The organism is Enterobacter sp. 22499 (assembly GCF_052044815.1).
In the GTDB taxonomy this organism is placed as follows: Bacteria; Pseudomonadota; Gammaproteobacteria; order Enterobacterales; family Enterobacteriaceae; genus Enterobacter; species Enterobacter bugandensis.
On record NZ_JBQENR010000003.1, the window covers coordinates 364,787 to 388,466 of the forward strand.

A 23,680-nucleotide genomic window follows, 5' to 3' on the forward strand; every position below is an offset into this window, starting at 1 on the left:
AAAAGGCTGCTATCGCAGCCTTTTTTATTATTCGCGCCAGAGTATGTGGCACAGCTTGTGGTCTTTCTCACGACACAGCAGGACGCGCGCAAAAATGTCGTTAATTTCACCGCCGTCTTCATCAGCCAGCCCAATAACCACTTCGGCAAAGAAGTCAGGGTTCAGGTCGAAATCTACATGTTCGGCCCAGTCCTCTGAAGGGTCGAACAATTCGGCACCGCCGCGCTCTTCGAACTGCAGATTAAAGAGGATCACGTCTGCGGGATCGAGGTTATCAACCGCCAGTTCGAGAAAAATGTCATAGGCCTGCTCGAGCGTTTCGTCTTCGGTCAGGCGATTGTTCAGATCCATTTCCATGATGACTACCTGTTTAACATCGTTGGGCACGTTTTACAGCAACGGACTAAAGAAGTAAAACAGTCGTTCAGCTATTCGCTGCCATAACGGACGTTTTACCCACAGCCTGGCATCCAGCAGCCGCGAGCGGGAGATATAGTCATCCTGAACCGCCGCCAGGTCACCGCCAAAGCCGGCGTCATCAATCACCAGGGTGATTTCAAAGTTTAGCCACAGGCTGCGCATATCAAGGTTAACCGTGCCCACCAGGCTTAATTCGCCGTCGACCAGCACGCTCTTGGTGTGCAGGAGACCGCCTTCAAACTGGTAAATTTTCACCCCGGCGGCAAGCAGTTCGCTAAAGAAGGCACGGCTGGCCCAGCCCACCAGAAGGGAGTCATTTTTGCGGGGCAGAATGATACTGACATCGACGCCGCGCTGCGCTGCGGTACAAATCGCGTGCAGCAGATCATCGCTGGGGACAAAGTAGGGCGTCGTCATGATCAGATATTCACGCGCGGAGTAGGTTGCCGTCAGCAGCGCCTGGTGAATCAAGTCCTCCGGGAAGCCTGGTCCGGAGGCGATAGTATGAATTGTATGACCGCTGGCCTCTTCAAACGGCATAATATTGCCATCCGGCGGTGGCGGCAGGATACGCTTGCCGGTCTCTATCTCCCAGTCGCAGGAGTAAACGATGCCCATCGAGGTGGCAATCGGCCCCTCCATTCGCGCCATCAGATCCACCCATTGCCCGACGCCGGAGTCCTGTTTAAAGAAGCGCGGGTCAACCATGTTCATACTGCCGGTGTAGGCAATATAGTTATCGATCATGACCATTTTACGGTGCTGGCGAAGGTCCATCCGGCGCAGAAACACGCGCAGGAGATTCACCTTCAGTGCCTCAACCACCTCGATACCGGCGTTACGCATCATGCCCGCCCAGGGGCTACGGAAAAATGCCACGCTGCCCGCGGAGTCCAGCATCAGACGGCAGTGGATCCCCCTGCGTGCAGCCGCCATCAGGGATTCAGCGACCTGGTCAGCCATGCCGCCGGGCTGCCAGATATAAAACACCATCTCAATATTATGGCGAGCCAGCTGAATATCGCGGATTAACGCCTGCATGACATCATCGGACGACGTCAGAAGCTGGAGCTGATTGCCCTTAACGCCGCCAATCCCCTGGCGGCGCTCGCAGAGCTTAAACAGCGAGGAGGCGACGCTGCTGTTCTCCTCGGCAAAGATATGCTTACAGGCTTTGAGATCGTTAAGCCACTTCGCGGTGGAAGGCCACATTGCGCGCGCCCGCTCGGCACGGCGCTTACCCAGATGAAGCTCACCGAAAGAGAGATAGGCAATAATTCCCACCAGTGGGAGGATATAAATGATCAGAAGCCAGGCCATGGCAGAGGGTACGGCTCTGCGCTTCATCAGGATGCGTAACGTCACACCCGCGATTAACAGCCAGTATCCCAGAATGACCAGCCAACTCACCACGGTGTAGAAGGTTGTCATAGATAAAAAAATCCTTTTGAAAGCGTATTGTTATGAGTGTACGCATCAGGATTCATCTGGCAAATAAAAACGCCAGGTAAAAGCGCTGGTTTGCTGCCGGGTTGGGTTTATAATGGCGGCTCTGTTTGAGAAAGAGTTGTAGACATGAAGCGCAGTAGAACAGAAGTAGGGCGCTGGCGTATGTTGCGACAGGTGAGTCGTCGCAAGGCTCGTTGGCTGGAAGCACAATCCCGCCGCAATATGCGTATCCACGCCATCAGAAAATGTGGATTGACCCGGCACCGCAATGCGTTGCTGTTCGCAGTCCAGGATATCTGAAACCCATGAGGGCACCGCAAGGTGCCCGCTGATTATATTGTGTCTTATTTTGCGAATATCGTTATTGCGGCGATATTCCGGTTATTTTTAGCAAAAGGAGGGAGAGGTGTTTGCGGAGTTTGGCGTACTGAATTTCTGGACGTATGTTGTTGGCGCATTTTTTATCGTGCTGGTTCCCGGGCCAAACACCCTGTTTGTGCTGAAAACGGGGATTGGTCACGGTGTTAAAAAAGGGTATCTTGCCGCGACCGGCGTGTTTATCGGTGATGCGGTATTGATGTTCCTGGCCTGGGCGGGTGTTGCGGCATTGATCCAGACGACCCCCGTACTCTTTAATATCGTGCGCTATCTCGGGGCTTTCTATCTGCTGTGGTTGGGCGGAAAAATGCTCTGGTCGGTGATCACACGTCAGAATAATGCTCAAGAGAGCGGAACCGAGCCTGCCAGCACGATCATGAAACGCTCCCTCGTCCTGAGCCTGACCAATCCAAAAGCGATTCTGTTCTACGTTTCGTTCTTTGTGCAGTTTATCGACGTGAATGCGCAAAATACCGGGACCTCTTTCCTGATCCTCGCTACCACGCTTGAGCTGATTAGCTTTATGTACATGAGCTTCCTGATCTTCTCTGGGGCGTTTGTTACGCGTTATCTGAAAACCAAAAAGAAACTGGCAAAGCTGGGGAACGGGCTGATAGGGCTGCTGTTTGTCGGGTTTGCGGCGCGGTTAGCGTCACTGCATTAATGTGAAGAAAGGCTCCTGCGGGAGCCTTTTTACCTCAGAACACTTTCTTATACGGTCGCACCGTCACTTTTGCATACACACCCGCCGCAACGTATGGGTCTGCGTCAGCCCAGGCCTGCGCCGCTTCAAGAGACTCAAACTCAGCAATAACCGTGGAGCCAGAAAAACCGGCGGCTCCCGGGTCATTGCTGTCAACAGCAGGCATTGGACCCGCGGTCAGCAAACGGCCTTCGTCCTGGAGCAGCTGCAGGCGAGCCAGATGGGCAGGGCGAACAGAGAGACGTTTTTCGAGGGAATCAGCGACATCTTCAGAGTAAATCACGTAAAGCACGGTGAAGCTCCTTAAGCGTTATAAAGTGTCAGTTACGTTATGTGAAAGGGCAATTGACTGCAATGTAAAGATAAAAACAACGTTAATACCCCGATCTGGATGTCCTTTTTTTGACCACTCCTGTGCTTTAATTGCGCCAGAACAAAGTGTCTTATTGAATATGATTGCTATTTGCATTTAAAATCAGGGTCCGGTTTTTTAACGTTGATGATTATGACTTCGATGACCCTTGATTTACCTCGCCGCTTTCCCTGGCCGACGCTGTTGTCCGTCGTGATTCACGGTGCCGTCGTGGCGGGTTTGCTCTACACCTCGGTTCATCAGGTTATTGAAATGCCCGCACCCGCCCAGCCGATCTCGGTAACCATGGTCTCGCCAGCGGATCTCGAACCGCCGCAGGTTGCGCCACCACCGCCACAGCCGGTTGCTGAGCCTGAACCGGAACCCGAGCCTGTACCGGAGCCACCGAAGGAGGCACCGGTGGTGATCCACAAACCTGAACCGAAGCCAAAACCTAAGCCGAAGCCAAAGCCGGTGAAGAAGGTCGAGGAGCGTCCGAAACGTGAAGAACGCCCGGTTGAACCGCGCGCGACCCAGCCGGTCGAGAATACAGCGCCTTCGCGTCCGGTCATGAATAACAGCGCACCGGCGGCGAAGCCGACGGTTGCCGCACCAGCGGGCCCACGTGCGTTGAGCCGTAATCAGCCTCAGTATCCGGCGCGGGCTCAGGCCTTGCGTATTGAAGGTCGCGTACGGGTGAAATTTGACGTCACTGCGGATGGCCGCGTGGATAACGTGGAAATTCTGTCTGCGCAACCTTCAAATATGTTTGAGCGCGAAGTGAAGTCGGCGATGCGCAGATGGCGCTACGAACCCGGTAAACCGGGAAGCGGACTGATCGTGAACATTGTTTTCCGCCTGAATGGCGGGGCGCAGATGGAATAATAAAAGCCTCCGAAAGGAGGCTTTTTTTTGCCTGCCATTCAGGCTGGCGGAAGCTGACGAGGTTTACCGTCGCTATCGACAGCGACATAAATAAACAGCGCTTCAGTTGCTTTATAGCGCTGTCCAATCGGTTCAGAAGAGACTTTCTTCACCCAGACTTCAATGTTGATGGAGATGGATGTATTGCCGCGCTTTACGCAGCGGGCGTAACAGCAAACCACATCACCTACCGCAACCGGGCGCAGGAAGGTCATTCCATCCACCCGCACGGTCACCACGCGTCCGTGAGCAATCTCTTTTGCCAGAATTGCGCCGCCCATATCCATCTGCGACATCAGCCAGCCGCCAAAAATATCGCCATTGGCATTGGTGTCAGCGGGCATTGCCAGTGTGCGTAAAACCAGTTCGCCCTGAGGGGCGTTATTTGTTGTCATTGTTTTAACTCATAACGGAAGACTTCAGGCGGGATGCTACTATGATTTCACAGCGGAGAGAATAGACCAGAACGCCTGTCGAACACGTTCTGGTCAGTCAGCAATCAGTGCTTGTCGTCCTGCGGCATGTGGCGATAGATATAAATGCCGCTTAGCAGGGTGAATATCAGCGTCAGGGCCGTCAGGCCGAAGACCTTGAAGTTGACCCAGATATTCTGTGGCAGCCAGAAAGCGATATAGATATTGGCAAGACCGCAAACGATAAAGAACACGGCCCAGGCGATATTCAGGCGCGACCAGACTTCCTGAGGCAGCGTCAGCTCTTTGCCGAGCATGCGCTGGATCAGCGGCTTTTTCATCACCCACTGGCTGATGAGCAGCGCACCCGCAAACAGCGCGTAGATCACCGTCACTTTCCACTTGATAAATTCATCATTGTGGAAGAAGAGGGTTAGCCCACCGAATACGGCGACCAGGACGAACGTCACCAGCGCCATTTTTTCAACTTTACGGTAGCGCACCCAGCTGTAGATCAGCACAACCGCTGTCGCAATAATCAGCGCCGTGGTGGCAGCATAAATGTCATACAGTTTGTAAAACGCGAAAAAGACCACCAGCGGTAAAAAATCAAGAAACTGCTTCATTCTGTGATTCCATCTTCTTTGTTGAGCCGGGCCCTGTCATGCACCCGGCATCAGGGTTACTGACGAATTAACATATACAGGCGGAACAGATAGACAAGCAGCACCGCTGAAATCAGGTTGCTCAGTGTATTCGCGACCACCGCGCCGACGTTCGGGGTTAATACCGCAAAATTCGGAGCAAACAGAAGCAGGAGCGTTTTTGCCAGCAGCCAGGCAATGACTGCGGGAGCCACCAGACGCATATTAGCCCATGCCAGCCTGATGCTGCTGCGCATCGCGGTAAAAATTCCCATTTTATCCTGCACAACCATTACTGGGGCAAAAGCGAGCACAATAGCCAGTAACACGCCCGGCACCACAACCAGCATAATTCCCATCTGCACCAGCATGGTGGTTAAAAAGATCAGAATAAACAGCTTAGGTAAGACCGGCGCGCTGGCGCCAATTGCCCGCAAGGCGCTGACCCGGTGGCCCGCCGACACCAGTTGGATCATCAGCAAAACGCCGCCCGCCAGAATGGCGTTACCAATCAGGCCAGAAAACGTGGATGCGGCAGACGCCCGGAGCAGAATTTGTTGCTGCTCTGGCGTCATGTTTTGCACCAGTTCAAATAGCCCCACGCTTCCTGCAAGATGGTCGCCCTGGCTCAGGCTGGCAATCTGTTCTTCACTCGGTGAGAACGCATGACCGAGCACCACAGTGATAAAGGCGCAAAGCAACGCGATCAGTAAAAAGGTAATGAACTGATTGCGGAAAAAATTTCCCGTGTCACGGTAGACAGACTTCGCCGTGATAGACATGCACTCTCCTTGCGTATTGCAGGTGTTAATTAGCCGGCAATTGTACACCGGATGAACCTGCTGTGGCAGCATCAAGGCTTGTATGGAAAAGCATATCTTTGTAAAGCGGCGGTAATCCAAAGCGCGCGCGCGCGCGATTACAGGCTTCGTTGACCTGCCCATCTTCCCCCGACATGGCAAATTCCCGGCACGGGCTGGGGCGATCCTCATAGATTGCGCACCGGGTCGAAACCCCGGGCTCACCCTGCAGCGCGACACAGCGGGCCTGCTTTTGATTGGTGCCGCTCATGCAGCGTAGAAAGGGGGTTAACGGCTCAGTAAAATGAACCGGAACGGTACCGCCGCCATCGCTGGCTTCAGCCCAGTAGAAAGAGACTCGAAAATACGCACAACAGGCTCCGCACGTCATGCACGGGTTAACTTCACTCATGGCACACCTGCAAAAAAGAACGCATCAAATCAACTTGTGAGAGCGATAAATTATCCAGCCGACAGAGGAAGAGCAAGAGGGGGAAAAGAGAAAATTTTGTAACTGTGAAATGCCAAAAATTGACATAGAAACAACTTATTGCTTTTCAAAGCGCCACAAAAAATTAACCCAGATCAATGAATGTTAACTTACTGGTTTTAATGTGATCTGTGGCAGATCACTTATTACTCTTTTGTGAGTATATTCTCATCCGCGATTAAAACCACAACGATGGAGCGGATATGAAAAAATTAGCGGTGGCAGCCCTTGTATTAAGCAGTCTCTCTGGCGGCGCGTATGCGCATGAAGCAGGCGAATTCTTTATTCGTGCCGGTTCGGCTACGGTTCGCCCAACTGAAGGATCGGATAACGTGCTGGGGATGGGCGGTTTTAACGTCAGTAACAACACCCAGTTAGGTTTAACATTCACCTGGATGGCGACGGATAACGTTGGGGTTGAGCTTTTGGCGGCAACGCCGTTCCGTCACCGTGTCGGTCTTGGTGCGACCGGTGATATCGCCACGGTTCACCATTTACCGCCAACGCTGATGGCGCAATGGTACTTTGGCGATGCCAGCAGCAAGGTACGTCCATATATTGGCGCGGGTGTGAACTACACCACCTTCTTCGATGAGAAATTCAACGATACCGGCAAAGAAGCAGGACTCTCCGATCTCAGCCTGAAAGACTCGTGGGGTATGGCTGGGCAGGTTGGTCTGGACTATCTGATTAACCGCGACTGGCTGATCAACGCCTCGGTCTGGTATATGGATATTGATACGGACGTACGCTTCAAGGCGGGCGGCGAGCAGCAAAGCATCAATACGCGTCTGGATCCGTGGGTGTTCATGTTCTCTGCGGGTTATCGTTTCTAATTCTGTATGTTTAATGCGCCCCCGAGGGGGCGCATTTCGTCTATTACTTCTGAATCAAATAGCGAATGGTTGGCCCGTCCTGCTGGATATCCAGCACCGTATAACCGTGGTTTTTTGCATCCAGCGGAATGTTGTTGATGGATTGCGGACAATCGCTCACCACCTCAAGAATTTCACCTTTTACCAGCTGCGGCAGTGCCTCAAGCGTGGCAACCGCCGGATACGGGCAGGGTTCACCGACCATATCCAGACGATAGTCGGGGACGATCTCTTTCATGCAGCGTTCTCCTGCGTTTCAGTTTTGACGACGGCACGGCGGAAGAAGCGTTTCTCCTGCGCGACAACCAGTAAAAAAGCGACCAGCAGCAGGGCATAAGTCACCAGCAGGCCGCCGAGAGGGCCGAAAGCGCTCAGCAGGTTAACCTTGTCCCAGTTTGTGGCAAGCACCGGGGACACGTCGTCCCAGAAGTATGCGAGGAGTGTGGATCCAAGGACATTCCCAAGCCCGACCCACCAGTAGTGCACCTGTCCCTCAACCGCGCGGTACATCCAGCCGGTTTCACACCCGCCCGCCAGCACAATCCCGAAGCCAAACAGCAGACCGCCAATCACCGCGTTCGGGCCAGCCCACATGATCTTCGGTTCAACACCGAGCTGAACATAGCTGAAAATGCCGATAGCGCTCACCGCCATGCCGGCAATGATTGCCTTCGCCATCATCGTCCTTCCGGTGATCCACATATCGCGAAACGCAGAGGTAAAGCAGATCTGCGCGCGTTCGATCAGCAGGCCAAAGCCGACGCCGAACAACATCGCCAGGCCAAGCTTCGGCTGATTCATCGCCGTGCAAATGGCCCATGCGATCATAGCAAAAAAGACCAGCATACCCAGGCGGAAACGGCGCTTTGCCTGCTCCGGTTTTTGGGTTAGCGGGGACGCCGCGCTGACTTTTGTCATTTTCACCGGAATGCGGAACAGCGGCAGAAGGGTGAATTTTGCTCCGAAGTAAGAGCCAATCGCCGTGGCCACGGCAAAAAACCAGGCATGAAGGGAGAACTGCGGAATCCCCGTAAAGAACGCGGCCAGATTACAGCCCATCGCCAGGCGGGCGCCAAACCCGGCAATCATACCCCCGGCTACCGCCTGCATGATGCGAACGCGGCTTTTGGGCATGCGCAGCTTAACGTTGTTTGCCCACAGCGCCGCAGCGAAACAGCCGCCGAACATGCCGACGATCATCATCCCGTCGATACGGGTAAGCGGGGTACCGTCCAGGTGAATGAGTTTGAAGTATCCCCACTCTTCGGTGTGTACGCCTGCGAGTTGCAGCAGTTGCCCACCCCAGCGGGTGAATTCACCGGTGACGGCCCAGAAGGTGCCGGTAATGCCGAAATAATAAGTAGAGAGAATGCCTGCCGCGATGACGGCCGGAACAGGTGACCAGAACTTAACCAGGTAAGTCTGTTTGAAGGATTGCCATGACATGAATAAGCCTCTGAACTCAGAAGGTGTAAGTGAATTAAGCGGACTGGAATATATATCTTTTTCTAAATATCTAAAAGTTCTCAACAGAGATTTTCCAATTACTTACACCTTTTATGACCTCCGTCATCGAAACTTGCAACTCACTGTAAACCGTATATTCTCAACATTTACTTTCAAGCTTGCTCCAGAAGATAACCGTTGGATGGCGTGGTGTAACAAAGTGAGTCTAACGCCTGAGAGGGGGGCTTAAATCTCAGGGGGTAGAAACACCTGCCATGGTATATCATAAAAATAAAACCAATGAATCATATAACAATGACTTTAATTTCCGGCGCCTGCGCGCCGGAGATGATTATTTCTCGTATACTTTCTTTATGCTACTAATGCTCATTTTCTTTATGAAAGGTCTTTCAATAAAGTGGTAAGTAATGGAAGATAGAAGGCATATTGCCGCGTAGCATAAGACTAAGATCACAAAAGTATGAACATTTAACTCTGGTTCATTGTTTGTTTTGAAGTGAAGGATTAAAGGGAATAAAATCAACCCTTGCGTCAAATATAAACTGTAGCTTATTGCACCGAGGCGAATGGCTGCTTTGGTAATTAAAAATCCAAAAAGATTCGCGCCTGAAACTACTGAAAAGAATATCGCGCAGAGGAATAGTTTCTCGGAAGGACCGTAAAGTGTTGGTTGCGCTAACAGGGTTATAAGAATCGTGCAAATCAAAGCGGCATTGGCCAGTTTTTTTGTTATGACTATTCTGTCTTTGATTTCCCGGCATAACATTCCGGTGAAAAAATAAGACCACAAAGATGAATCGTTCGTAAAGCCTGGAAGAAAATATACGGAGAAGGCAAAAAGAAAAATGGTTAATTCAAAGGACCATTTTTTGAACATATATAACAACGGAAGAGAGAAATAGAAAATCCATTCCCAGCGCAGTGTCCACGTCACCCCAGCCAGAGCCATAAAAGGATACTGGAAAGTAGTGACCGGCGGTTTGTCATTCCAGAGTCCCAAATCAAACCAGGAAAGCGCGTTGTTTATTACACTAAGAGAAAATTCATTTCGTTCGGTTAATAAGAAAAGTAAAGATAGAGCCGCTATGGAGCAAAATACGGATAGCGGTGCAATTCTGTAAAGGCGTTTTTTATATAATTCAATCCAATCCACTTCATTTGCTTTTCTGATTTTCCCCCAAAACAAAAAAGCTGTAATCATAAAAAATAAAGCAACCCCGTATCGCCCAAAATAGAGCAACAAGTCTGATGTCGGAGCCCAATTGCCTTTTTTAATAAATGTGTAAGCACAATCCATATGATGAAATATGACAAATGAGGCAAGGACGTATCTCATACCATCTATACTGTTTGACCTTGTCGGTTCAGTATCTTCATCTATAAATTTGAATAGCGGTAGGCTAAAAATCACAATTGCCAAGGCTAAGCATGTGAAAACTAAGTAAATCGAAAAGTATAAATCCATCTTCAAACCTTACGGATATTTGTATAGATATAATTGGAAGGCTTTACCTGACCTCGATGCCATTCTAGCATTGCTTCTTATTATCGTCGAGATGATGTATCACATTTAATTCCTTGAAAATTGGTTGATTTCTATACCCCGCGGCACCGCATGACGCTATGTCGTCAGCTTTTTTCTCGCTAATCTGTTGATAAGTGCAATTCAGTATTTATGTTCCGTTTATTTCATTGGAGTGGAACGCTGTAAAACAAAAGGACGTGTAAAAAAGAGGGCAACCGTCTGGCAGGGTTGCCAGACGGTGGAGGGATTATGCTTTACGCGTCGCTGCTTTCATTGCGGTCACAAACGCCTTCAGCTCGGCCAGCATCTGCTCGGGCTTGTCCACGTTCTTCTCGATGCTCTTCACAATCGCGGAGCCGGAGATGGCACCCGCCGCCTTCGCCTCAATTGCCGCGGTGACCTGATCCGGAGAGGAGATCCCGAAGCCCTGCAGCGGCGGCGCGGCATGGTACTCGGCCAGCTTTTCCACCAGATGATGCAGCGGCAGTGCAGCTTTATTTTCGGCGCCGGTCACGCCCGCGCGCGAAAGCAGATAGGTATACCCGCGCCCGTAAGAGGCTATCTGGCGCAGCAGTTCATCATCGGCGTTTGGCGGACAGATGAAAATAGGGGCGACATTGTGACGCATCGCAGCCTGGCGGAACGGCGCGGACTCTTCCACGGGCACGTCTGCTACCAGGACCGAGTCGACACCTACGCGCGCGCATTCTGCATAGAACTCGTCAACACCACGGTTGAACACCAGGTTGGCGTACATCAGCAGACCAATCGGAATGGTCGGGTGCTTCTGGCGGATCGCCGCCAGCATTTCAAAGCACTGGGTTGGGGTCACGCCTGCCGCAAAGGCGCGCAGGGTGGCGTTCTGGATGGTCGGGCCATCCGCCAGCGGATCGGAGAACGGAATACCCAGCTCCAGCGCGTCGGCGCCGGCTTCAATCAGGGCGTCGATAATCTTCAGAGACTGCTCAGGGCCGGGGTCGCCCAGCGTAACGAAGGGGACGAACGCGCCTTCCTGGCGGGATTTCAGTTCAGCAAATACGTTATCGTAGCGTTCCATCAGATTTCCCCTCGTGCTTTCAAAATATCGTGGACGGTGAAGATATCTTTGTCACCGCGACCGGAAAGGTTCACCACCAGCAGTTGCTCTTTTTCCGGGTTCTCTTTCATCATTTTCAGCGCGTGCGCCAGCGCGTGAGAAGACTCCAGCGCCGGGATGATCCCTTCGCTGCGGCACAGCGTTTTGAAGGCTTCCAGCGCTTCGTCATCGGTAATGGAGACATAGTCCGCGCGCCCCGTGCTGTTCAGGAACGCGTGCTGTGGACCAACGGACGGGAAGTCCAGTCCGGCAGAAATTGAGTAAGACTCTTCAATCTGCCCTTCATCGGTCTGCATCATCGGGGCTTTCATGCCGAAGTAGATCCCCACGCGGCCATGCTTCAGCGGCGCGCCGTGCTCGCCAGTTTCAATCCCATGACCGGCAGGCTCGACGCCAATCAGCCCTACGCGGGTTTCGTCGATAAAATCGGCAAACATGCCGATGGCGTTAGACCCGCCGCCGACGCAGGCAATGACTGCATCCGGCAGGCGACCCTCTTTTTCAAGGATCTGCGCTTTGGTCTCTTCACCGATCATGCGCTGGAATTCGCGCACGATGGTCGGGAACGGGTGAGGACCTGCCGCGGTGCCGAGCATATAGTGCGCGGTTTCGTAGCTGCCGGACCAGTCGCGCAGCGCTTCGTTACAGGCATCTTTCAGCGTCGCAGAACCGCTGTGCACCGGGATCACTTCCGCACCCATCAGGCGCATACGGAACACGTTCGGCGACTGACGCTCAACGTCTTTAGCACCCATATAGATGCGGCACTTCAGGCCGAGCAGGGCGCTGGCGAGCGCAGAAGCCACGCCGTGCTGGCCCGCGCCGGTTTCGGCGATGATTTCGGTTTTACCCATACGCTTCGCGAGCAGCGCCTGGCCCAGCACCTGGTTAGTTTTATGCGCGCCGCCGTGCAGCAGATCTTCACGCTTAAGATACAGCGTGGTTTTGGTGCCTTCGGTCAGGTTGCGGCATTTGGTCAGCGCGGTTGGACGCCCGGCGTAGTTTTTCAGCAGGTCGGTAAACTCCGCCTGAAACGCAGGATCTTTCTGCGCGCTCACGAACGCTTCTTCCAGCTGGCGCAGCGCGGGCATCAGGATTTGCGGAACGTACATCCCGCCGAATTCACCAAAATACGGGTTAAGTAATGTCGTCATCTTCTCTTCCTTAATATGCACGCAGAGTTTTAAACACCGAGGCCAGCTTGCTGGCATCTTTGATACCCGGTTGCGACTCTACGCCTGAATTGAAATCGAGGCCTGCGCAGCCGGTTTTCGCGGCTTCCACACAGTTATCCGGGCTTAGTCCGCCCGCCAGCAGGACGTTGTCCAGCTTTTCGCCGTTCAGCAGCGACCAGTCAAAACGTTGTCCGGTGCCGCCCTGGCCGTTGTCGAGCACGTATTTGTCAACGTGGTGAAGATTACGTGCGGGCAGGGTGGTGCCCACGCTTTGTGCTTTCCAGATTTGAACCTGCGGTGCCAGCGCGTCGCGCAGGGCATTGATGTACGCCTGATCTTCATCTCCATGAAGCTGAACGGCACGCAGGGATAACGCGTCGGCTTTTGCCACAACGTCCGCGACATCCGCATTGCGGAACACGCCAACATAGCTCAGCGGGGCCGCCGCGATTACCTTGCGGGCCTGTTCCTCATTGACTGCACGAGGAGAGGTGTCGACGAAGATTAAACCGCCATAGATTGCTCCAGCCTCATACGCGGCCAGCGCATCCTGTTCGCGGGTCAGGCCGCAGACTTTGTTTTCACCCAGCAGCACGCGACGCACAGCCGCATTGAGGTCGTCATGTTCCATCATGGCGGAGCCAATCAGGAAACCGTTGGCGAAGTGGCTCAGCTCGCGCACCTGGGCGTAGCTGTTAATGCCGGACTCGCTGATCACCGTGACGCCCGCACCCAGACGCGGCGCCAGCTGGCGGGTACGGTTCAGGTCAATCGACAAGTCGCGAAGATCGCGGTTGTTGATGCCGACCACTTTGGCTTCCAGCGCGATGGCGCGCTCAAGCTCTTCTTCGTTACTCACTTCGGTCAGCACGCCCATTTTCAGGCTGTGCGCCACGGCAGCAAGCTGGCGATACTGTTCGTCGTCCAGTACCGAGAGCATCAGCAGGCAGGCATCGGCCTGGTAGAAACGCGCCAGCCAGATCTGATACGAGTCGATAATAAAGTCTTTGCACAGGATCGGCTGCGGTGCGATGCCGCTGACGATCGGCAGAAAATCGAAGCTGCCCTGGAAATATTTCTCATCCGTTAGCACGGAGATTGCCGACGCATGATGCTTATAAATACCGGCGATACGCGCCGGGTCGAAATCGTCACGAATAACGCCTTTTGAGGGAGAGGCCTTTTTGCACTCCAGAATAAAGGCGGTACGTGCACCCTGCAGGGCGTCATAGAAACGACGGCTGCTCGGGACGACGTCATTCTGGAAACTGGCAAGCGGCTGCTCTGCTTTGCGTGCTTCCACCCAGATGGCCTTATCGGCAACGATTTTCGCTAAAACGGTCTGCATTCTTTACCCTCTTGCCGCAAGTGCGGTAACGCGATCGTAAGCTGCACCGGAGCGCAGTACATCCAGAACTTTTTGAGCATTGGCCTTCAGGTCTTCCTCACCGTGCAAACGCATCAGCATGGCGACGTTGGCAGCCACGGCGGCCTCATGAGCGGCCTCACCTTTACCTTGTAGTAAGCGCGTCAGAATGTCACGGTTTTCTTCCGGCGTACCGCCTGCCAGCGCTTCCTGATGGTACGGCGTTAAGCCGAAATCAGACGCCTCAAGCTGATAGCTGAGTACTTCACCATCGTTAAGCTCGGCCACCAGCGTCGGCGCATGCAGCGAAACTTCATCCATTCCGCCGCTGTGCACCACGGCGGCGCGTTTGTAACCCAGCACGCGCAGCGTCTCGGCAATCGGCAGGACCAGCTCAGGGCTGTAAACGCCAATTAATGCCAGCGGCGGATGGGCCGGGTTGATCAGCGGGCCGAGCACGTTAAACAGCGTCCGGGTTTTAAGCTGCTGGCGAACCGGCATCGCGTGGCGGAAACCGGTGTGATATTTCGGCGCAAACAGGAAGCAAACGCCCAAATCGTCCAGCGCTTCACGCGAACGCTCGGCATTCATCTCCAGATTGATGCCAAACGCGGCCAGCAGATCGGACGAGCCTGAACGGCTGGAGACGCTGCGGTTACCGTGCTTGGCCACCTTCAGGCCGCAGGCCGCCGCCACAAAGGCGCTGGCGGTCGAAATATTGATGCTGTTGCTGCCGTCGCCACCGGTCCCGACGATATCCGCAAACTGATAGTCCGGACGCGGGAACGGGGCGGCATTTTCCAGCAGCGCGGTGGCCGCACCGGCGATCTCCTGCGGGCTTTCGCCGCGCACTTTCATGCTCACCAGCGCAGCGGCCAGCTGCTCAGGCTTCAGCTCGCCGCGCACCACGGCAGAAAAAAGCTGGTGGCTCTCCTGCTGGCTCAGGGTCTGGGCCTGATACAGTTTTTCCAGAATCGGCTGCAGGGTGTTGGTCTGCTCCAGCTTCTGTAACGCCCAGTCAAGGGTCTGCTCCAGCAGGCGGGCGCCATTGGAGGTCAAAATAGATTCCGGGTGGAACTGCATCCCGCAGACGCGATCCGCATCGTGGCGTACCGCCATCACCATCCCTTCAAACGAGGCGTTGATGGTCAGCCCGGCCGGAATGTTGCTGCCGACCAGCGAATGATAGCGCGCGACCGGGAGCGGATTCGGCAGCCCGGCAAACATTGCCTGGCCGTCATGTTCAATGCTGGAGGCTTTACCGTGCAGGATCTCGCCCGCCTGGCCGACGTAACCGCCGTAGGCTTCCACGATTGCCTGGTGACCAAGGCAGATACCGATAATCGGCAGCTTGCCGCGCATGCGGGTCAGCAGTTCGGGCATACAGCCCGCTTCGCTCGGCGCGCCCGGCCCCGGGGAGAGCATCAGCACCGGGTTTTGCATGGTCGCCAGACGGTCAATCAGGGTCTGAGCAGGAACGTGGTTGCGGTAGATAACGACGTTGTGACCATTCGCACGCAGCTGATCTGCCAGGTTATAGGTAAAGGAGTCGATGTTATCGAGCAGCAGAATGTCAGCCATCAGAAAATCTCCTGTGCGTGGTGTGCGGTAGCGATGGCGCGCAATACCGCGCGTGCTTTACTGCGGGTTTCGTCAGCTTCAGACTGCGGAACAGAGTCAAGAACAATCCCGGCGCCGGCCTGAACGGTGGCAATACCGTCTTCGACGTAGGCGGAGCGGATCACGATGCAGGTATCAAGGTCGCCGTGGGCGGTGAAGTAACCTACCGCGCCGCCGTAGCTCCCGCGCCGACGTCCTTCCGCTTCGGCGATAAGCTGCATGGCGCGTACCTTCGGTGCGCCGCTCAGGGTGCCCATATTCATGCAGGCGCGGTAGGCGTGCAGCACGTCGAGGTCGCTGCGCAGTTCACCCACCACGCGGGAGACCAGGTGCATCACGAAGGAGTAACGGTCAACTTTGGTCAGGTCTGCCACGTAGCGGCTGCCCGGGGTGCAAATGCGCGCCAGGTCGTTACGCGCCAGGTCAACCAGCATCAGGTGTTCGGAGAGCTCCTTGTGGTCGGTTCGCATTTCCAGTTCGATGCGGCTGTCCAGATCGCGGTCCAGCGAGCCATCGGCACGACGGCCACGCGGACGGGTGCCCGCAATCGGGTAGATCTCAATCTGGCGGCTGGTGGCGTCGTACTTCAGCGAGCTTTCCGGCGAGGCGCCAAACAGCGTGAAATCATTGTCCTGCATAAAGAACATATATGGGCTCGGGTTGCTCTTCTTCAGCACGTCATAAGCCGCCAGCGGTGACGGGCAGGGCAGCGAGAAACGGCGGGACGGCACAACCTGGAAAATCTCCCCGGCGCGAATAGCCTTTTGCATCTGGCGAACCACGGCCCCGTATTGATCGTCGGTCTGGTTAACGTCGCATGTCATTTTTTCCACGTGCTGTACCGGCAGCGCAGGCGGCGCTTCCGTCATCTGCTGCCGGAGCTGGGCGATGCGATGCTCAAGGCGGTTTTTCTCAGACGCAGAGGGCGTGAACAGGCTTGCCTGGATGCGGGTATATTTTTTCTGATGGTCGATCACCAACAGGGTTTCGGCCAGGTAGAAACAGTAGTCCGGGCAGCGGTTGCCCTGCTCGGTTTCCGGCAAATCTTCAAAACCGGCGACCAGGTCGTAAGCAAACAGCCCGCCGAAGAACATTGCTTCGCGCTCATCTTCCGGCACGGTGACAAGATTTTGCAGCAGGCGGAAGGCATCGAACACGGACAGCGAGCAGAGGCGCGCATCTTCGTCGAGCAGCTGGCTTACCGGCGGGAAATGCAGAATTCGCAGGTCCGGGTGACGTTCATTGTCGATGCCCGCGGGCAGAGCCGCATCCAGCAGCGGCAGCAGCGATGCGCCATTATCAGAGAGCGCCTTAATGGTGACGGTGTCACCTAACGCGGTAATGCGCAGCGCGCTGTCGACCAGCAGCAGGCTTTTCAAATCGTCCTTGCTGTCGATATCCGCAGACTCCAGCAGCAGCGTCGCCGGACGCGCGCCGCACACCTGATGAAACAGCGCGGTCGGGTTGTGGCGATAGACCGCCTCGCAGGTCAACAGTTCGAGATGAGGTTTGGCTGTTTGCATGTTGTGATTCTCATTTATTCTGTTCAAAAAAAAGCCCGCTGGGTAGCGGGCGGGTATCTGTTTGCATTTCGCAGATGCGTGACACTGCCCGAAGATCAGGAAGTGCGCCACCAACCGTGCAGAGTGAAATGTGCTGTCATTTTCAGATACCTTTCTCGTGTGAACTTGCGTACTAGTTAACTAGTTCGATGGCGTATTGTCAACCCTTGATTTCAGAATTTCACGTTAAGTCGGTATCATGGCGTTTTCGGATGTCTCCAACCTGTTATGGGAAGTGCTTTGAGCGATACCACCTACGCGATTATTTATGATTTACACAGCCATACTCAGGCCTCTGATGGCCTGCTGACACCCGAAGCCCTGGTTCATCGCGCGGTTGAAATGCGTGTCGGCACGCTGGCGATAACCGATCACGATACCACCGACGCCATTCCGGCGGCGCGCGCCGAGATCGCCCGCAGCGGGCTGGCGCTGAATCTGGTGCCCGGCGTCGAGATCTCGACCGTCTGGGAAAACCATGAGATTCACATCGTTGGCCTGAACCTTGATATAGAACATCCGGCACTTCTTGCCTTTTTGCAAGAACAAAAAACGCGCCGCAACCAGCGCGCGGAGATGATCGGCGAGCGTCTGGAGAAGGCGCATATTCCGGGCGCGCTGGAAGGTGCGCAAAAGCTGGCGAACGGCGGGGCGGTCACCCGCGGTCATTTCGCCCGCTTTCTGGTTGAAGCGGGCAAAGCGACGACCATGGCGGATGTCTTTAAAAAGTATCTGGCGCGCGGGAAAACCGGATACGTTCCGCCACAGTGGTGTACAATAAAACAAGCTATTGATGTCATTCATCATTCTGGCGGTAAGGCCGTGCTGGCCCATCCGGGACGGTATAATCTTTCTGCTAAATGGCTGAAACGGCTGCTGGCGCACTTTGCCGAATGCGGTGGCGAGGCGATGGAAGTCGCCCAGTGTCAGCAGGCGCCCAACGAGCGCGCGCAGCTCGCGACTTACGCCCGCCAGTTTGGCCTGCTAGGGTCACAGGGCTCTGATTTCCACCAGCCCTGCGCGTGGATCGAGCTGGGACGCAAGCTCTGGCTACCCGCTGGCGTTGAGCCGGTCTGGCAGCTCTGGGAGCAGCCGCAGCAAATTGAAGAGAGGGAAGTATGAGTCAGTTTTTCTATATCCATCCGGACAATCCGCAGCCACGTCTGATTAACCAGGCCGTGGAGATCGTCCGCAAAGGCGGCGTGATAGTCTACCCGACCGATTCCGGCTACGCGCTGGGCTGTAAAATTGAAGATAAAGGAGCGATGGAACGCATTTGCCGTATTCGTCAGCTGCCGGACGGCCATAACTTTACCCTGATGTGTCGCGACCTCTCTGAGCTGTCGACCTATGCGTATGTTGATAACGTGGCGTTTCGCCTGATTAAGAACAATACGCCGGGCAACTACACGTTCATCCTGAAAGGGACGAAGGAGGTGCCGCGTCGCCTGCTGCAGGAAAAGCGCAAAACTATCGGCATGCGCGTGCCGTCGAACCCGATTGCCCAGGCGCTGCTGGAAACCCTCGGCGAGCCGATGCTCTCCACCTCGCTGATGCTGCCGGGTAGCGAGTTTACCGAGTCCGATCCGGAGGAGATAAAAGATCGTCTGGAGAAGGTGGTGGAGCTGATTATTCACGGTGGTTATCTCGGCCAGCAGCCGACTACGGTGGTCGATTTAACCGAGGATGCACCGGAAGTGATTCGTGAAGGGGTGGGTGACGTAAAGCCTTTCTTGTAAATAAGGTGTTTAATGCCTGAAATTAAGGAAAGAGCGGAGGCTGGATTTCTCCAGCCTTTGTCTGTCATCTCCAGCCTTTGCCGGTCATCTTACTTTCTTAAAGATGAGCAAGACCAAAACAAGGCAGATAGCACTCCCGTAAAATGCTGTGATTAGGAGGTTATCCACTGAACGCGATAAGTCATCTATGATCGCCTCACATAAACGGGCTTCCATCTCATCTGTTAAAGGGGGTGCGTTGTATTTCCGAGTTAGCCCAAAATCAAGCACTGGTATCATCAAGGCGATAGAGTAGATGGCGAATACTAAAGAAATGCCTCCCCATCGAAGAATAGTCTTTGCTCTATTCGTCAATGTCATACGAACCACCTAAAACGCCGCCAATTGTGCCACCAGAATAACCCGAAGATGATCCAACCGCTGATGCACTGTTAGCAAGCCCTTCTTCCACTTGCCCTGTGAAGCTTTCAGAGATTGGTCTGAAGTGTTCGATGTTCGGATACTGTTCTTTAAACGCGCTGGTTACCTCCAAAACGTTCATTGAGGACAGAGCGCCACTCTTCTCAGTCAAATAACGTTGTAAAGATACGGGGATAGTGAAATCTTCTTCATTTTTGATACGAAGTTGCGTTGTTGTTGATGTAAAACTGGTATCGAAGATTTTAGTCCCTGCTTCTTTGATCATTTGCACAGTGTGAGTTGTGCAGTTGCTGCCAGTCAGATCGTAAACGTCAATCACCTTGCCGCGTCGTTTGGTACGATCTCCCATCGCATCCGTGAAAACTGGTTTTTTACCGGAGTTCCATAGAGATTCAAAAATTCTGCGGGTTTCCTCAGGTGTGACATCATCGATCAGGAATACTCTCGCTTGGTATTTGTAGAGTTCTTCGCGGTAGTAAAGACAAGCATCATCGCCAGTTAGGAAGTTAAGAATCCCATCACCCGTTAATGTAGCGGGGCCTTTCCTACCAAAGCGCCCGTAGGTGTAAACGTAGATCGAGTTATTTTCATGTACCGAAACGAAAGCGTGTCCTGCATCGGTGATTTCAGTCCAGATGTAAACGCCGTTCAATAACGGGTTATCTTCGGGTTTGCAGGTGCCAGCAAAGCTGTTTTGCTTCTTCGCGGTCTGGGCGTGTTGTTCCGGTTCTGACTCAATCGGCCCAGGGAGTACAGGCATCTCGACGAGGTGAGCTAGATCGGTATGGGTTACTGTTGCTTCGCCACCAAGTTCGTAATCATCATCCCAGTTTGATGGAACGAATTTCGATTTGCAGGGGCAGGAGCTATAGCTGTGCAGCGTTCCGGCAATCCTTTTACCATGTATATTGTCAGTATCAAGACCGCCACAGATACGGTAACGACCAGGATGTTTACCACAGGTTACTTGATGGCCTTCACAGGCCATGTCTTTGCCGAAAAACTGGTGATCACTCCATCCTTCAATAATCCGACCGCCGCATACCGTCTTATCACCCCTGAACAAAAAATAACCTTTACCTGCCATTAGTGCTTACTCCCTAGCATCGTTAAGAATTCTTTCTGGAATGTGTCGCCTTCACGGAAAAGCAGTCTGTTGCCGGATTGTAGGGTTGAGATTATTTCGTCGCCATTATCAAGCATACTTCCAACCAGGGTCGCAGATGCGCCCTGCATAATACGCACTCCACCTGCACAGGAAATAATAGTGGCTTCACTGCCCTCAGCGTAGACAACTTTATCTCCAACTCGTGCCATCCTTTCCCCTCCATCCGTACTGCCTCCCGAAGCATTGCGGGTAACGATTCCCACAACAGTGAATCGAAAAATATACGTTACTGGGCGACTAACATGCTTGTTAAAATCTTCAAATTGTTCGCGTGTCTTGCTGTCATAGCTCGCTAAGAAATCTTCATCGTAGGGTGGCAGAGAGGTGGAATCTCGGAATCCAGGCGTGATCTCATTACTATATTGCTGCATAAGTCCCTTTGCTTATTATAGAAATAATTACAGCGGTCATTTTACAAACAATAACCACATGCACAACAAGTATTAGGCTTAAGCAAAACTGTGTTCCGTAACCCAGAATCTTCCTTTTGAACTCCTAACTGTCCTTTGTCCCATTCTGAACGAATGGGGTGTATGGGCGGATCTGGCCCATAATCACTTTCGCTTGTATTTGGCTGTCAGTACCTAGACTCAGATGCACAAAACTTGTTGAATCATTTTGTCTAAAGTTAGTGTAGTATGTGCGCCCACGAATCATATGTGTGACAGATTGTTTGCCATGCTGTGTACCCTGAAAGATTTACATATCAGTGAGTTAAGTTATTTTTGGCGCTAACTCATTGTTTTAGAAAGTACACCAGACGCCTGTGAAGGCGACACCTGAGGAAGCTCAATGAGCGAGAAGTTACAGAAAGTGCTGGCGCGTGCCGGCCACGGCTCACGCCGTGAAATCGAAGCCATTATAGAAGCGGGCCGCGTGAGTGTGGACGGTAAAATCGCCACGCTGGGTGACCGCGTAGAAATCGTACCGGGGCTCAAGATCCGCATTGACGGTCATCTTATCTCCGTGAAAGAGTCCGCGGAACAGATCTGCCGCGTGCTGGCGTATTACAAGCCGGAAGGCGAGCTGTGTACGCGCAACGACCCGGAAGGTCGTCCAACGGTGTTTGACCGTCTGCCAAAACTGCGCGGCGCCCGCTGGATTGCGGTGGGGCGTCTGGACGTGAACACCTGCGGTCTGCTGCTGTTCACCACCGATGGTGAACTGGCAAACCGTCTGATGCACCCAAGCCGTGAAGTTGAGCGTGAATACGCCGTTCGCGTCTTCGGCCAGGTCGACGAAAATAAACTGCGCGATCTGTCGCGTGGCGTGCAGCTGGAAGACGGCCCTGCGGCGTTCAAAACCATCAAATTTACCGGTGGTGAAGGGATTAACCAGTGGTACAACGTGACCCTGACCGAAGGCCGTAACCGCGAGGTGCGTCGTCTGTGGGAAGCGGTAGGCGTGCAGGTTAGCCGCCTGATCCGCGTTCGCTACGGCGACATTCTGCTGCCGAAAGGTCTGCCGCGCGGTGGTTATACCGAGCTGGATCTTACCCAGACTAACTACCTGCGCGAGCTGGTTGGCCTGACGCCGGAAACCACCTCTAAAGTGGCGGTGGAGAAAGATCGTCGTCGTATGAAGGCGAATCAGATCCGTCGTGCGGTTAAACGCCACAGCCAGGTGAACAGCAATCGTCGCTCTGGCAGCCGGAATAACAACGGTTAATTGAAAAAGCCCGGTGAACTCACCGGGCTTTTTCTTTAGTAATCAATGCCAATTTGTGCTTTGATGCCTGCATCAAACGCATGCTTGACCGGACGCAGCTCGCTGACGGTATCTGCCAGCTCCAGAATCTCACGATGACACCCACGACCTGTAACGATAACCGTCTGGTGCGCAGGGCGGCTCTTCAGTGCATCCAGCACCTCCTCCAGCGGCAGGTAGTCGTAGGCGACCATATAGGTGATCTCATCCAGCAGCACCATATTCAGCGAGGGATCGGCCAGCATTCTTTTAGCGTGCTCCCAGACGGCCAGACAGGCTGCAGTATCGGTTTCCCGGTTCTGCGTATCCCACGTAAACCCGGTCGCCATCACCTGAAACTCAACGCCGTGAGGTTCAAGCAAATTACGCTCACCGTTGGGCCATTCCCCTTTGATAAACTGGATGACCCCCACTTTTTGCCCGTGGCCGACGGCGCGCGTAGCAGTGCCAAACGCGGCAGTAGTTTTGCCTTTACCGTTGCCGGTAAAAACGATGACGATCCCTCGCTCGTTCTGGGCTGCCGCGACGCGCGCGTCAACCTGTTCCTTCAGACGCTGCTGTCGCTGCTGATGACGTTCTTCACTCATTGCGAAATTCCCGGTTTGCGGCCCGGCTGGGCATCAAAGGTCATTCCGGTTTTGCGGCGGCTGTCGTCGCCCATCAGCCAGAGATAGAGCGGCATAATGTCTGCCGGGGTTTTCAGCTTCAGCGGATCTTCCGTCGGGAACGCGCTGGCGCGCATGCTGGTGCGCGTACCCCCCGGATTAATGCAGTTTACGCGCAGATGGCGGCTCTGATACTCATCCGCCAGCACCTGCATCATGCCCTCGGTCGCGAATTTTGAGACAGCATAAGCTCCCCAGTTTGCGCGTCCCTCGCGGCCTACGCTGGAAGAGGTGAAGACCAGAGATCCAGACTCGGATTTGAGTAATAAAGGAAGCAAGGCCTGCGTGAGGAAAAAAGTACCGTTAACGTTAACCTGCATCACCTGCTGCCAGATTTCAGGATCCTGTTCATCCATCGGACGCACTTCACCTAACAAACCGGCGTTGTGCAGTACGCCGTCAAGACGTGGGTAGTGGGTACTGATACGGTGAGCAAGCTCCTGGCAGAGCGCTGGGGTGCATGTCAGCAAATCGAGCGTGTACCAGGGGGCAGATGTCCCGCCTGCGGCCTCAATTTCCTGAGCGACCCCTTTGAGCTTTTCTTCGTTGCGCCCAATCAGAATTACGCTTGCGCCATATTCAGCGTACGTCAGGGCCGCTTCGCGACCAATACCATCGCTGGCGCCGGTGACAAGAATGATTCGGTTCTGCAGCAGGTTTTTTTGCGGTTGATAATGCACGGTGACTCCTCAGGCGCACGGTGTCTCAATCACGCCTTCATA

28 protein-coding genes and 1 other annotated feature are annotated in these 23,680 nt (G+C 53.9%); of the genes, 8 read left to right on the forward strand and 20 right to left on the reverse strand.

What is annotated here, in order from left to right; translation table 11 throughout:
* Positions 1-27 precede the first annotated feature (27 nt).
* Both ACTJI7_RS12900 and cls read right to left on the reverse strand, forming a co-directional pair.
* Positions 28-357, reverse strand: coding sequence for an HI1450 family dsDNA-mimic protein (locus ACTJI7_RS12900; protein WP_006810881.1), 330 nt, complete (start codon positions 355-357; stop codon positions 28-30).
* A gap of 33 nt (positions 358-390) precedes the next feature.
* Positions 391-1,851, reverse strand: a complete 1,461-nt coding sequence (gene cls, locus ACTJI7_RS12905; RefSeq protein ID WP_028013424.1) for a cardiolipin synthase — start codon at positions 1,849-1,851, stop codon at positions 391-393.
* Between the two features lie 144 nt (positions 1,852-1,995).
* On the opposite strand from cls, the gene ACTJI7_RS12910 reads away from it, so the two are divergent.
* Together ACTJI7_RS12910 and leuE are read left to right on the forward strand one after the other, a co-directional pair.
* Complete coding sequence (locus ACTJI7_RS12910; protein WP_086379783.1) at positions 1,996-2,169, forward strand: YciY family protein; 174 nt, start codon at positions 1,996-1,998, stop codon at positions 2,167-2,169.
* A gap of 106 nt (positions 2,170-2,275) precedes the next feature.
* Complete coding sequence (gene leuE / locus ACTJI7_RS12915) at positions 2,276-2,911, forward strand: leucine efflux protein LeuE (RefSeq protein WP_028013423.1); 636 nt, start codon at positions 2,276-2,278, stop codon at positions 2,909-2,911.
* Between the two features lie 34 nt (positions 2,912-2,945).
* Here the strand turns inward: leuE and ACTJI7_RS12920 are convergent, their stop codons facing one another.
* Entirely contained in the window at positions 2,946-3,242 is a 297-nt protein-coding gene (locus ACTJI7_RS12920; protein ID WP_045260670.1) for a YciI family protein, read from the reverse strand.
* 222 nt (positions 3,243-3,464) lie between these two features.
* Between ACTJI7_RS12920 and tonB the strand changes: the two genes are divergently transcribed.
* Entirely contained in the window at positions 3,465-4,187 is a 723-nt protein-coding gene (gene tonB, locus ACTJI7_RS12925; RefSeq protein WP_049138284.1) for a TonB system transport protein TonB, read from the forward strand.
* Positions 4,188-4,225: 38 nt separating this feature from the next.
* Here the strand turns inward: tonB and yciA are convergent, their stop codons facing one another.
* The 4 genes from yciA to ACTJI7_RS12945 all read right to left on the reverse strand — a co-directional run bounded on the left by yciA (position 4,226) and on the right by ACTJI7_RS12945 (position 6,495).
* Entirely contained in the window at positions 4,226-4,621 is a 396-nt protein-coding gene (gene yciA / locus ACTJI7_RS12930; RefSeq protein WP_041909616.1) for an acyl-CoA thioester hydrolase YciA, read from the reverse strand.
* A gap of 104 nt (positions 4,622-4,725) precedes the next feature.
* Positions 4,726-5,265 carry a septation protein A gene (locus ACTJI7_RS12935; RefSeq protein ID WP_063154384.1) on the reverse strand — a complete coding sequence of 180 codons (540 nt, stop codon included), beginning with the start codon at positions 5,263-5,265 and terminating at the stop codon, positions 4,726-4,728.
* A gap of 56 nt (positions 5,266-5,321) precedes the next feature.
* Positions 5,322-6,065: a YciC family protein gene (locus ACTJI7_RS12940; RefSeq protein ID WP_045630546.1), complete on the reverse strand. Its 744-nt coding sequence runs from the start codon at positions 6,063-6,065 to the stop codon at positions 5,322-5,324.
* Positions 6,066-6,090: 25 nt separating this feature from the next.
* Positions 6,091-6,495, reverse strand: coding sequence for a YkgJ family cysteine cluster protein (locus ACTJI7_RS12945; RefSeq protein WP_440669396.1), 405 nt, complete (start codon positions 6,493-6,495; stop codon positions 6,091-6,093).
* Between the two features lie 281 nt (positions 6,496-6,776).
* Between ACTJI7_RS12945 and ompW the strand changes: the two genes are divergently transcribed.
* Positions 6,777-7,409, forward strand: coding sequence for an outer membrane protein OmpW (gene ompW, locus ACTJI7_RS12950; RefSeq protein ID WP_045260668.1), 633 nt, complete (start codon positions 6,777-6,779; stop codon positions 7,407-7,409).
* 43 nt (positions 7,410-7,452) lie between these two features.
* Here ompW and yedF read toward each other — a convergent pair whose 3' ends face one another.
* Complete coding sequence (gene yedF, locus ACTJI7_RS12955; protein WP_063154383.1) at positions 7,453-7,686, reverse strand: sulfurtransferase-like selenium metabolism protein YedF; 234 nt, start codon at positions 7,684-7,686, stop codon at positions 7,453-7,455.
* Complete coding sequence (yedE, locus tag ACTJI7_RS12960; RefSeq protein WP_248222505.1) at positions 7,683-8,894, reverse strand: selenium metabolism membrane protein YedE/FdhT; 1,212 nt, start codon at positions 8,892-8,894, stop codon at positions 7,683-7,685. Before yedE ends, yedF begins: the two co-directional genes overlap by 4 nt.
* Between yedE and ACTJI7_RS12965 the strand changes: the two genes are divergently transcribed.
* A complete protein-coding gene (locus ACTJI7_RS12965) occupies positions 8,893-9,144 on the forward strand; it encodes a hypothetical protein (protein WP_155963350.1) in 252 nt (83 codons plus the stop codon). The genes yedE and ACTJI7_RS12965 overlap by 2 nt on opposite strands.
* A gap of 102 nt (positions 9,145-9,246) precedes the next feature.
* Here ACTJI7_RS12965 and ACTJI7_RS12970 read toward each other — a convergent pair whose 3' ends face one another.
* The 7 genes from ACTJI7_RS12970 to trpL all read right to left on the reverse strand — a co-directional run bounded on the left by ACTJI7_RS12970 (position 9,247) and on the right by trpL (position 17,360).
* Positions 9,247-10,380, reverse strand: coding sequence for an acyltransferase family protein (locus tag ACTJI7_RS12970; protein ID WP_063154380.1), 1,134 nt, complete (start codon positions 10,378-10,380; stop codon positions 9,247-9,249).
* Positions 10,381-10,687: 307 nt separating this feature from the next.
* Positions 10,688-11,497 carry a tryptophan synthase subunit alpha gene (gene trpA, locus ACTJI7_RS12975; RefSeq protein ID WP_440669399.1) on the reverse strand — a complete coding sequence of 270 codons (810 nt, stop codon included), beginning with the start codon at positions 11,495-11,497 and terminating at the stop codon, positions 10,688-10,690.
* Positions 11,497-12,690, reverse strand: a complete 1,194-nt coding sequence (trpB, locus tag ACTJI7_RS12980) for a tryptophan synthase subunit beta (RefSeq protein WP_028013413.1) — start codon at positions 12,688-12,690, stop codon at positions 11,497-11,499. The genes trpA and trpB overlap by 1 nt, the downstream gene beginning before the upstream one ends.
* A 10-nt stretch (positions 12,691-12,700) precedes the next feature.
* Complete coding sequence (gene trpCF / locus ACTJI7_RS12985) at positions 12,701-14,059, reverse strand: bifunctional indole-3-glycerol-phosphate synthase TrpC/phosphoribosylanthranilate isomerase TrpF (protein WP_192979173.1); 1,359 nt, start codon at positions 14,057-14,059, stop codon at positions 12,701-12,703.
* A gap of 3 nt (positions 14,060-14,062) precedes the next feature.
* Positions 14,063-15,658, reverse strand: a complete 1,596-nt coding sequence (gene trpD / locus ACTJI7_RS12990; protein ID WP_028013411.1) for a bifunctional anthranilate synthase glutamate amidotransferase component TrpG/anthranilate phosphoribosyltransferase TrpD — start codon at positions 15,656-15,658, stop codon at positions 14,063-14,065.
* Positions 15,658-17,220, reverse strand: a complete 1,563-nt coding sequence (locus ACTJI7_RS12995) for an anthranilate synthase component 1 (RefSeq protein WP_063942357.1) — start codon at positions 17,218-17,220, stop codon at positions 15,658-15,660. The genes trpD and ACTJI7_RS12995 overlap by 1 nt, the downstream gene beginning before the upstream one ends.
* A gap of 25 nt (positions 17,221-17,245) precedes the next feature.
* Positions 17,246-17,339: a sequence feature (Trp leader region), on the reverse strand.
* Complete coding sequence (trpL, locus tag ACTJI7_RS13000; protein WP_106993556.1) at positions 17,316-17,360, reverse strand: trp operon leader peptide; 45 nt, start codon at positions 17,358-17,360, stop codon at positions 17,316-17,318. Its footprint overlaps the feature before it by 24 nt.
* Positions 17,361-17,499: 139 nt before the next feature.
* On the opposite strand from trpL, the gene rnm reads away from it, so the two are divergent.
* Both rnm and ACTJI7_RS13010 read left to right on the forward strand, forming a co-directional pair.
* A complete protein-coding gene (gene rnm / locus ACTJI7_RS13005) occupies positions 17,500-18,381 on the forward strand; it encodes an RNase RNM (RefSeq protein ID WP_063154374.1) in 882 nt (293 codons plus the stop codon).
* Positions 18,378-18,998 (forward strand): L-threonylcarbamoyladenylate synthase, encoded by a 621-nt coding sequence (locus tag ACTJI7_RS13010; protein WP_003856793.1) that lies wholly within the window; start codon positions 18,378-18,380, stop codon positions 18,996-18,998. Before rnm ends, ACTJI7_RS13010 begins: the two co-directional genes overlap by 4 nt.
* A 343-nt stretch (positions 18,999-19,341) precedes the next feature.
* On the opposite strand, the gene ACTJI7_RS13015 is transcribed toward ACTJI7_RS13010, so the two are convergent.
* Both ACTJI7_RS13015 and ACTJI7_RS13020 read right to left on the reverse strand, forming a co-directional pair.
* Positions 19,342-20,505, reverse strand: a complete 1,164-nt coding sequence (locus ACTJI7_RS13015) for a PAAR domain-containing protein (protein ID WP_063154372.1) — start codon at positions 20,503-20,505, stop codon at positions 19,342-19,344.
* On the reverse strand, positions 20,505-20,957 hold the full coding sequence (locus ACTJI7_RS13020; protein ID WP_222563516.1) for a PAAR domain-containing protein: 453 nt from the start codon (positions 20,955-20,957) through the stop codon (positions 20,505-20,507). The genes ACTJI7_RS13015 and ACTJI7_RS13020 overlap by 1 nt, the downstream gene beginning before the upstream one ends.
* A 421-nt stretch (positions 20,958-21,378) precedes the next feature.
* Between ACTJI7_RS13020 and rluB the strand changes: the two genes are divergently transcribed.
* On the forward strand, positions 21,379-22,254 hold the full coding sequence (gene rluB, locus ACTJI7_RS13025) for a 23S rRNA pseudouridine(2605) synthase RluB (protein ID WP_028013408.1): 876 nt from the start codon (positions 21,379-21,381) through the stop codon (positions 22,252-22,254).
* A gap of 35 nt (positions 22,255-22,289) precedes the next feature.
* Here rluB and cobO read toward each other — a convergent pair whose 3' ends face one another.
* Positions 22,290-22,880 (reverse strand): cob(I)yrinic acid a,c-diamide adenosyltransferase, encoded by a 591-nt coding sequence (gene cobO, locus ACTJI7_RS13030; RefSeq protein WP_192979170.1) that lies wholly within the window; start codon positions 22,878-22,880, stop codon positions 22,290-22,292.
* Positions 22,877-23,638 carry a YciK family oxidoreductase gene (locus ACTJI7_RS13035; RefSeq protein ID WP_192979169.1) on the reverse strand — a complete coding sequence of 254 codons (762 nt, stop codon included), beginning with the start codon at positions 23,636-23,638 and terminating at the stop codon, positions 22,877-22,879. The genes cobO and ACTJI7_RS13035 overlap by 4 nt, the downstream gene beginning before the upstream one ends.
* Positions 23,639-23,680: the final 42 nt, after the last annotated feature.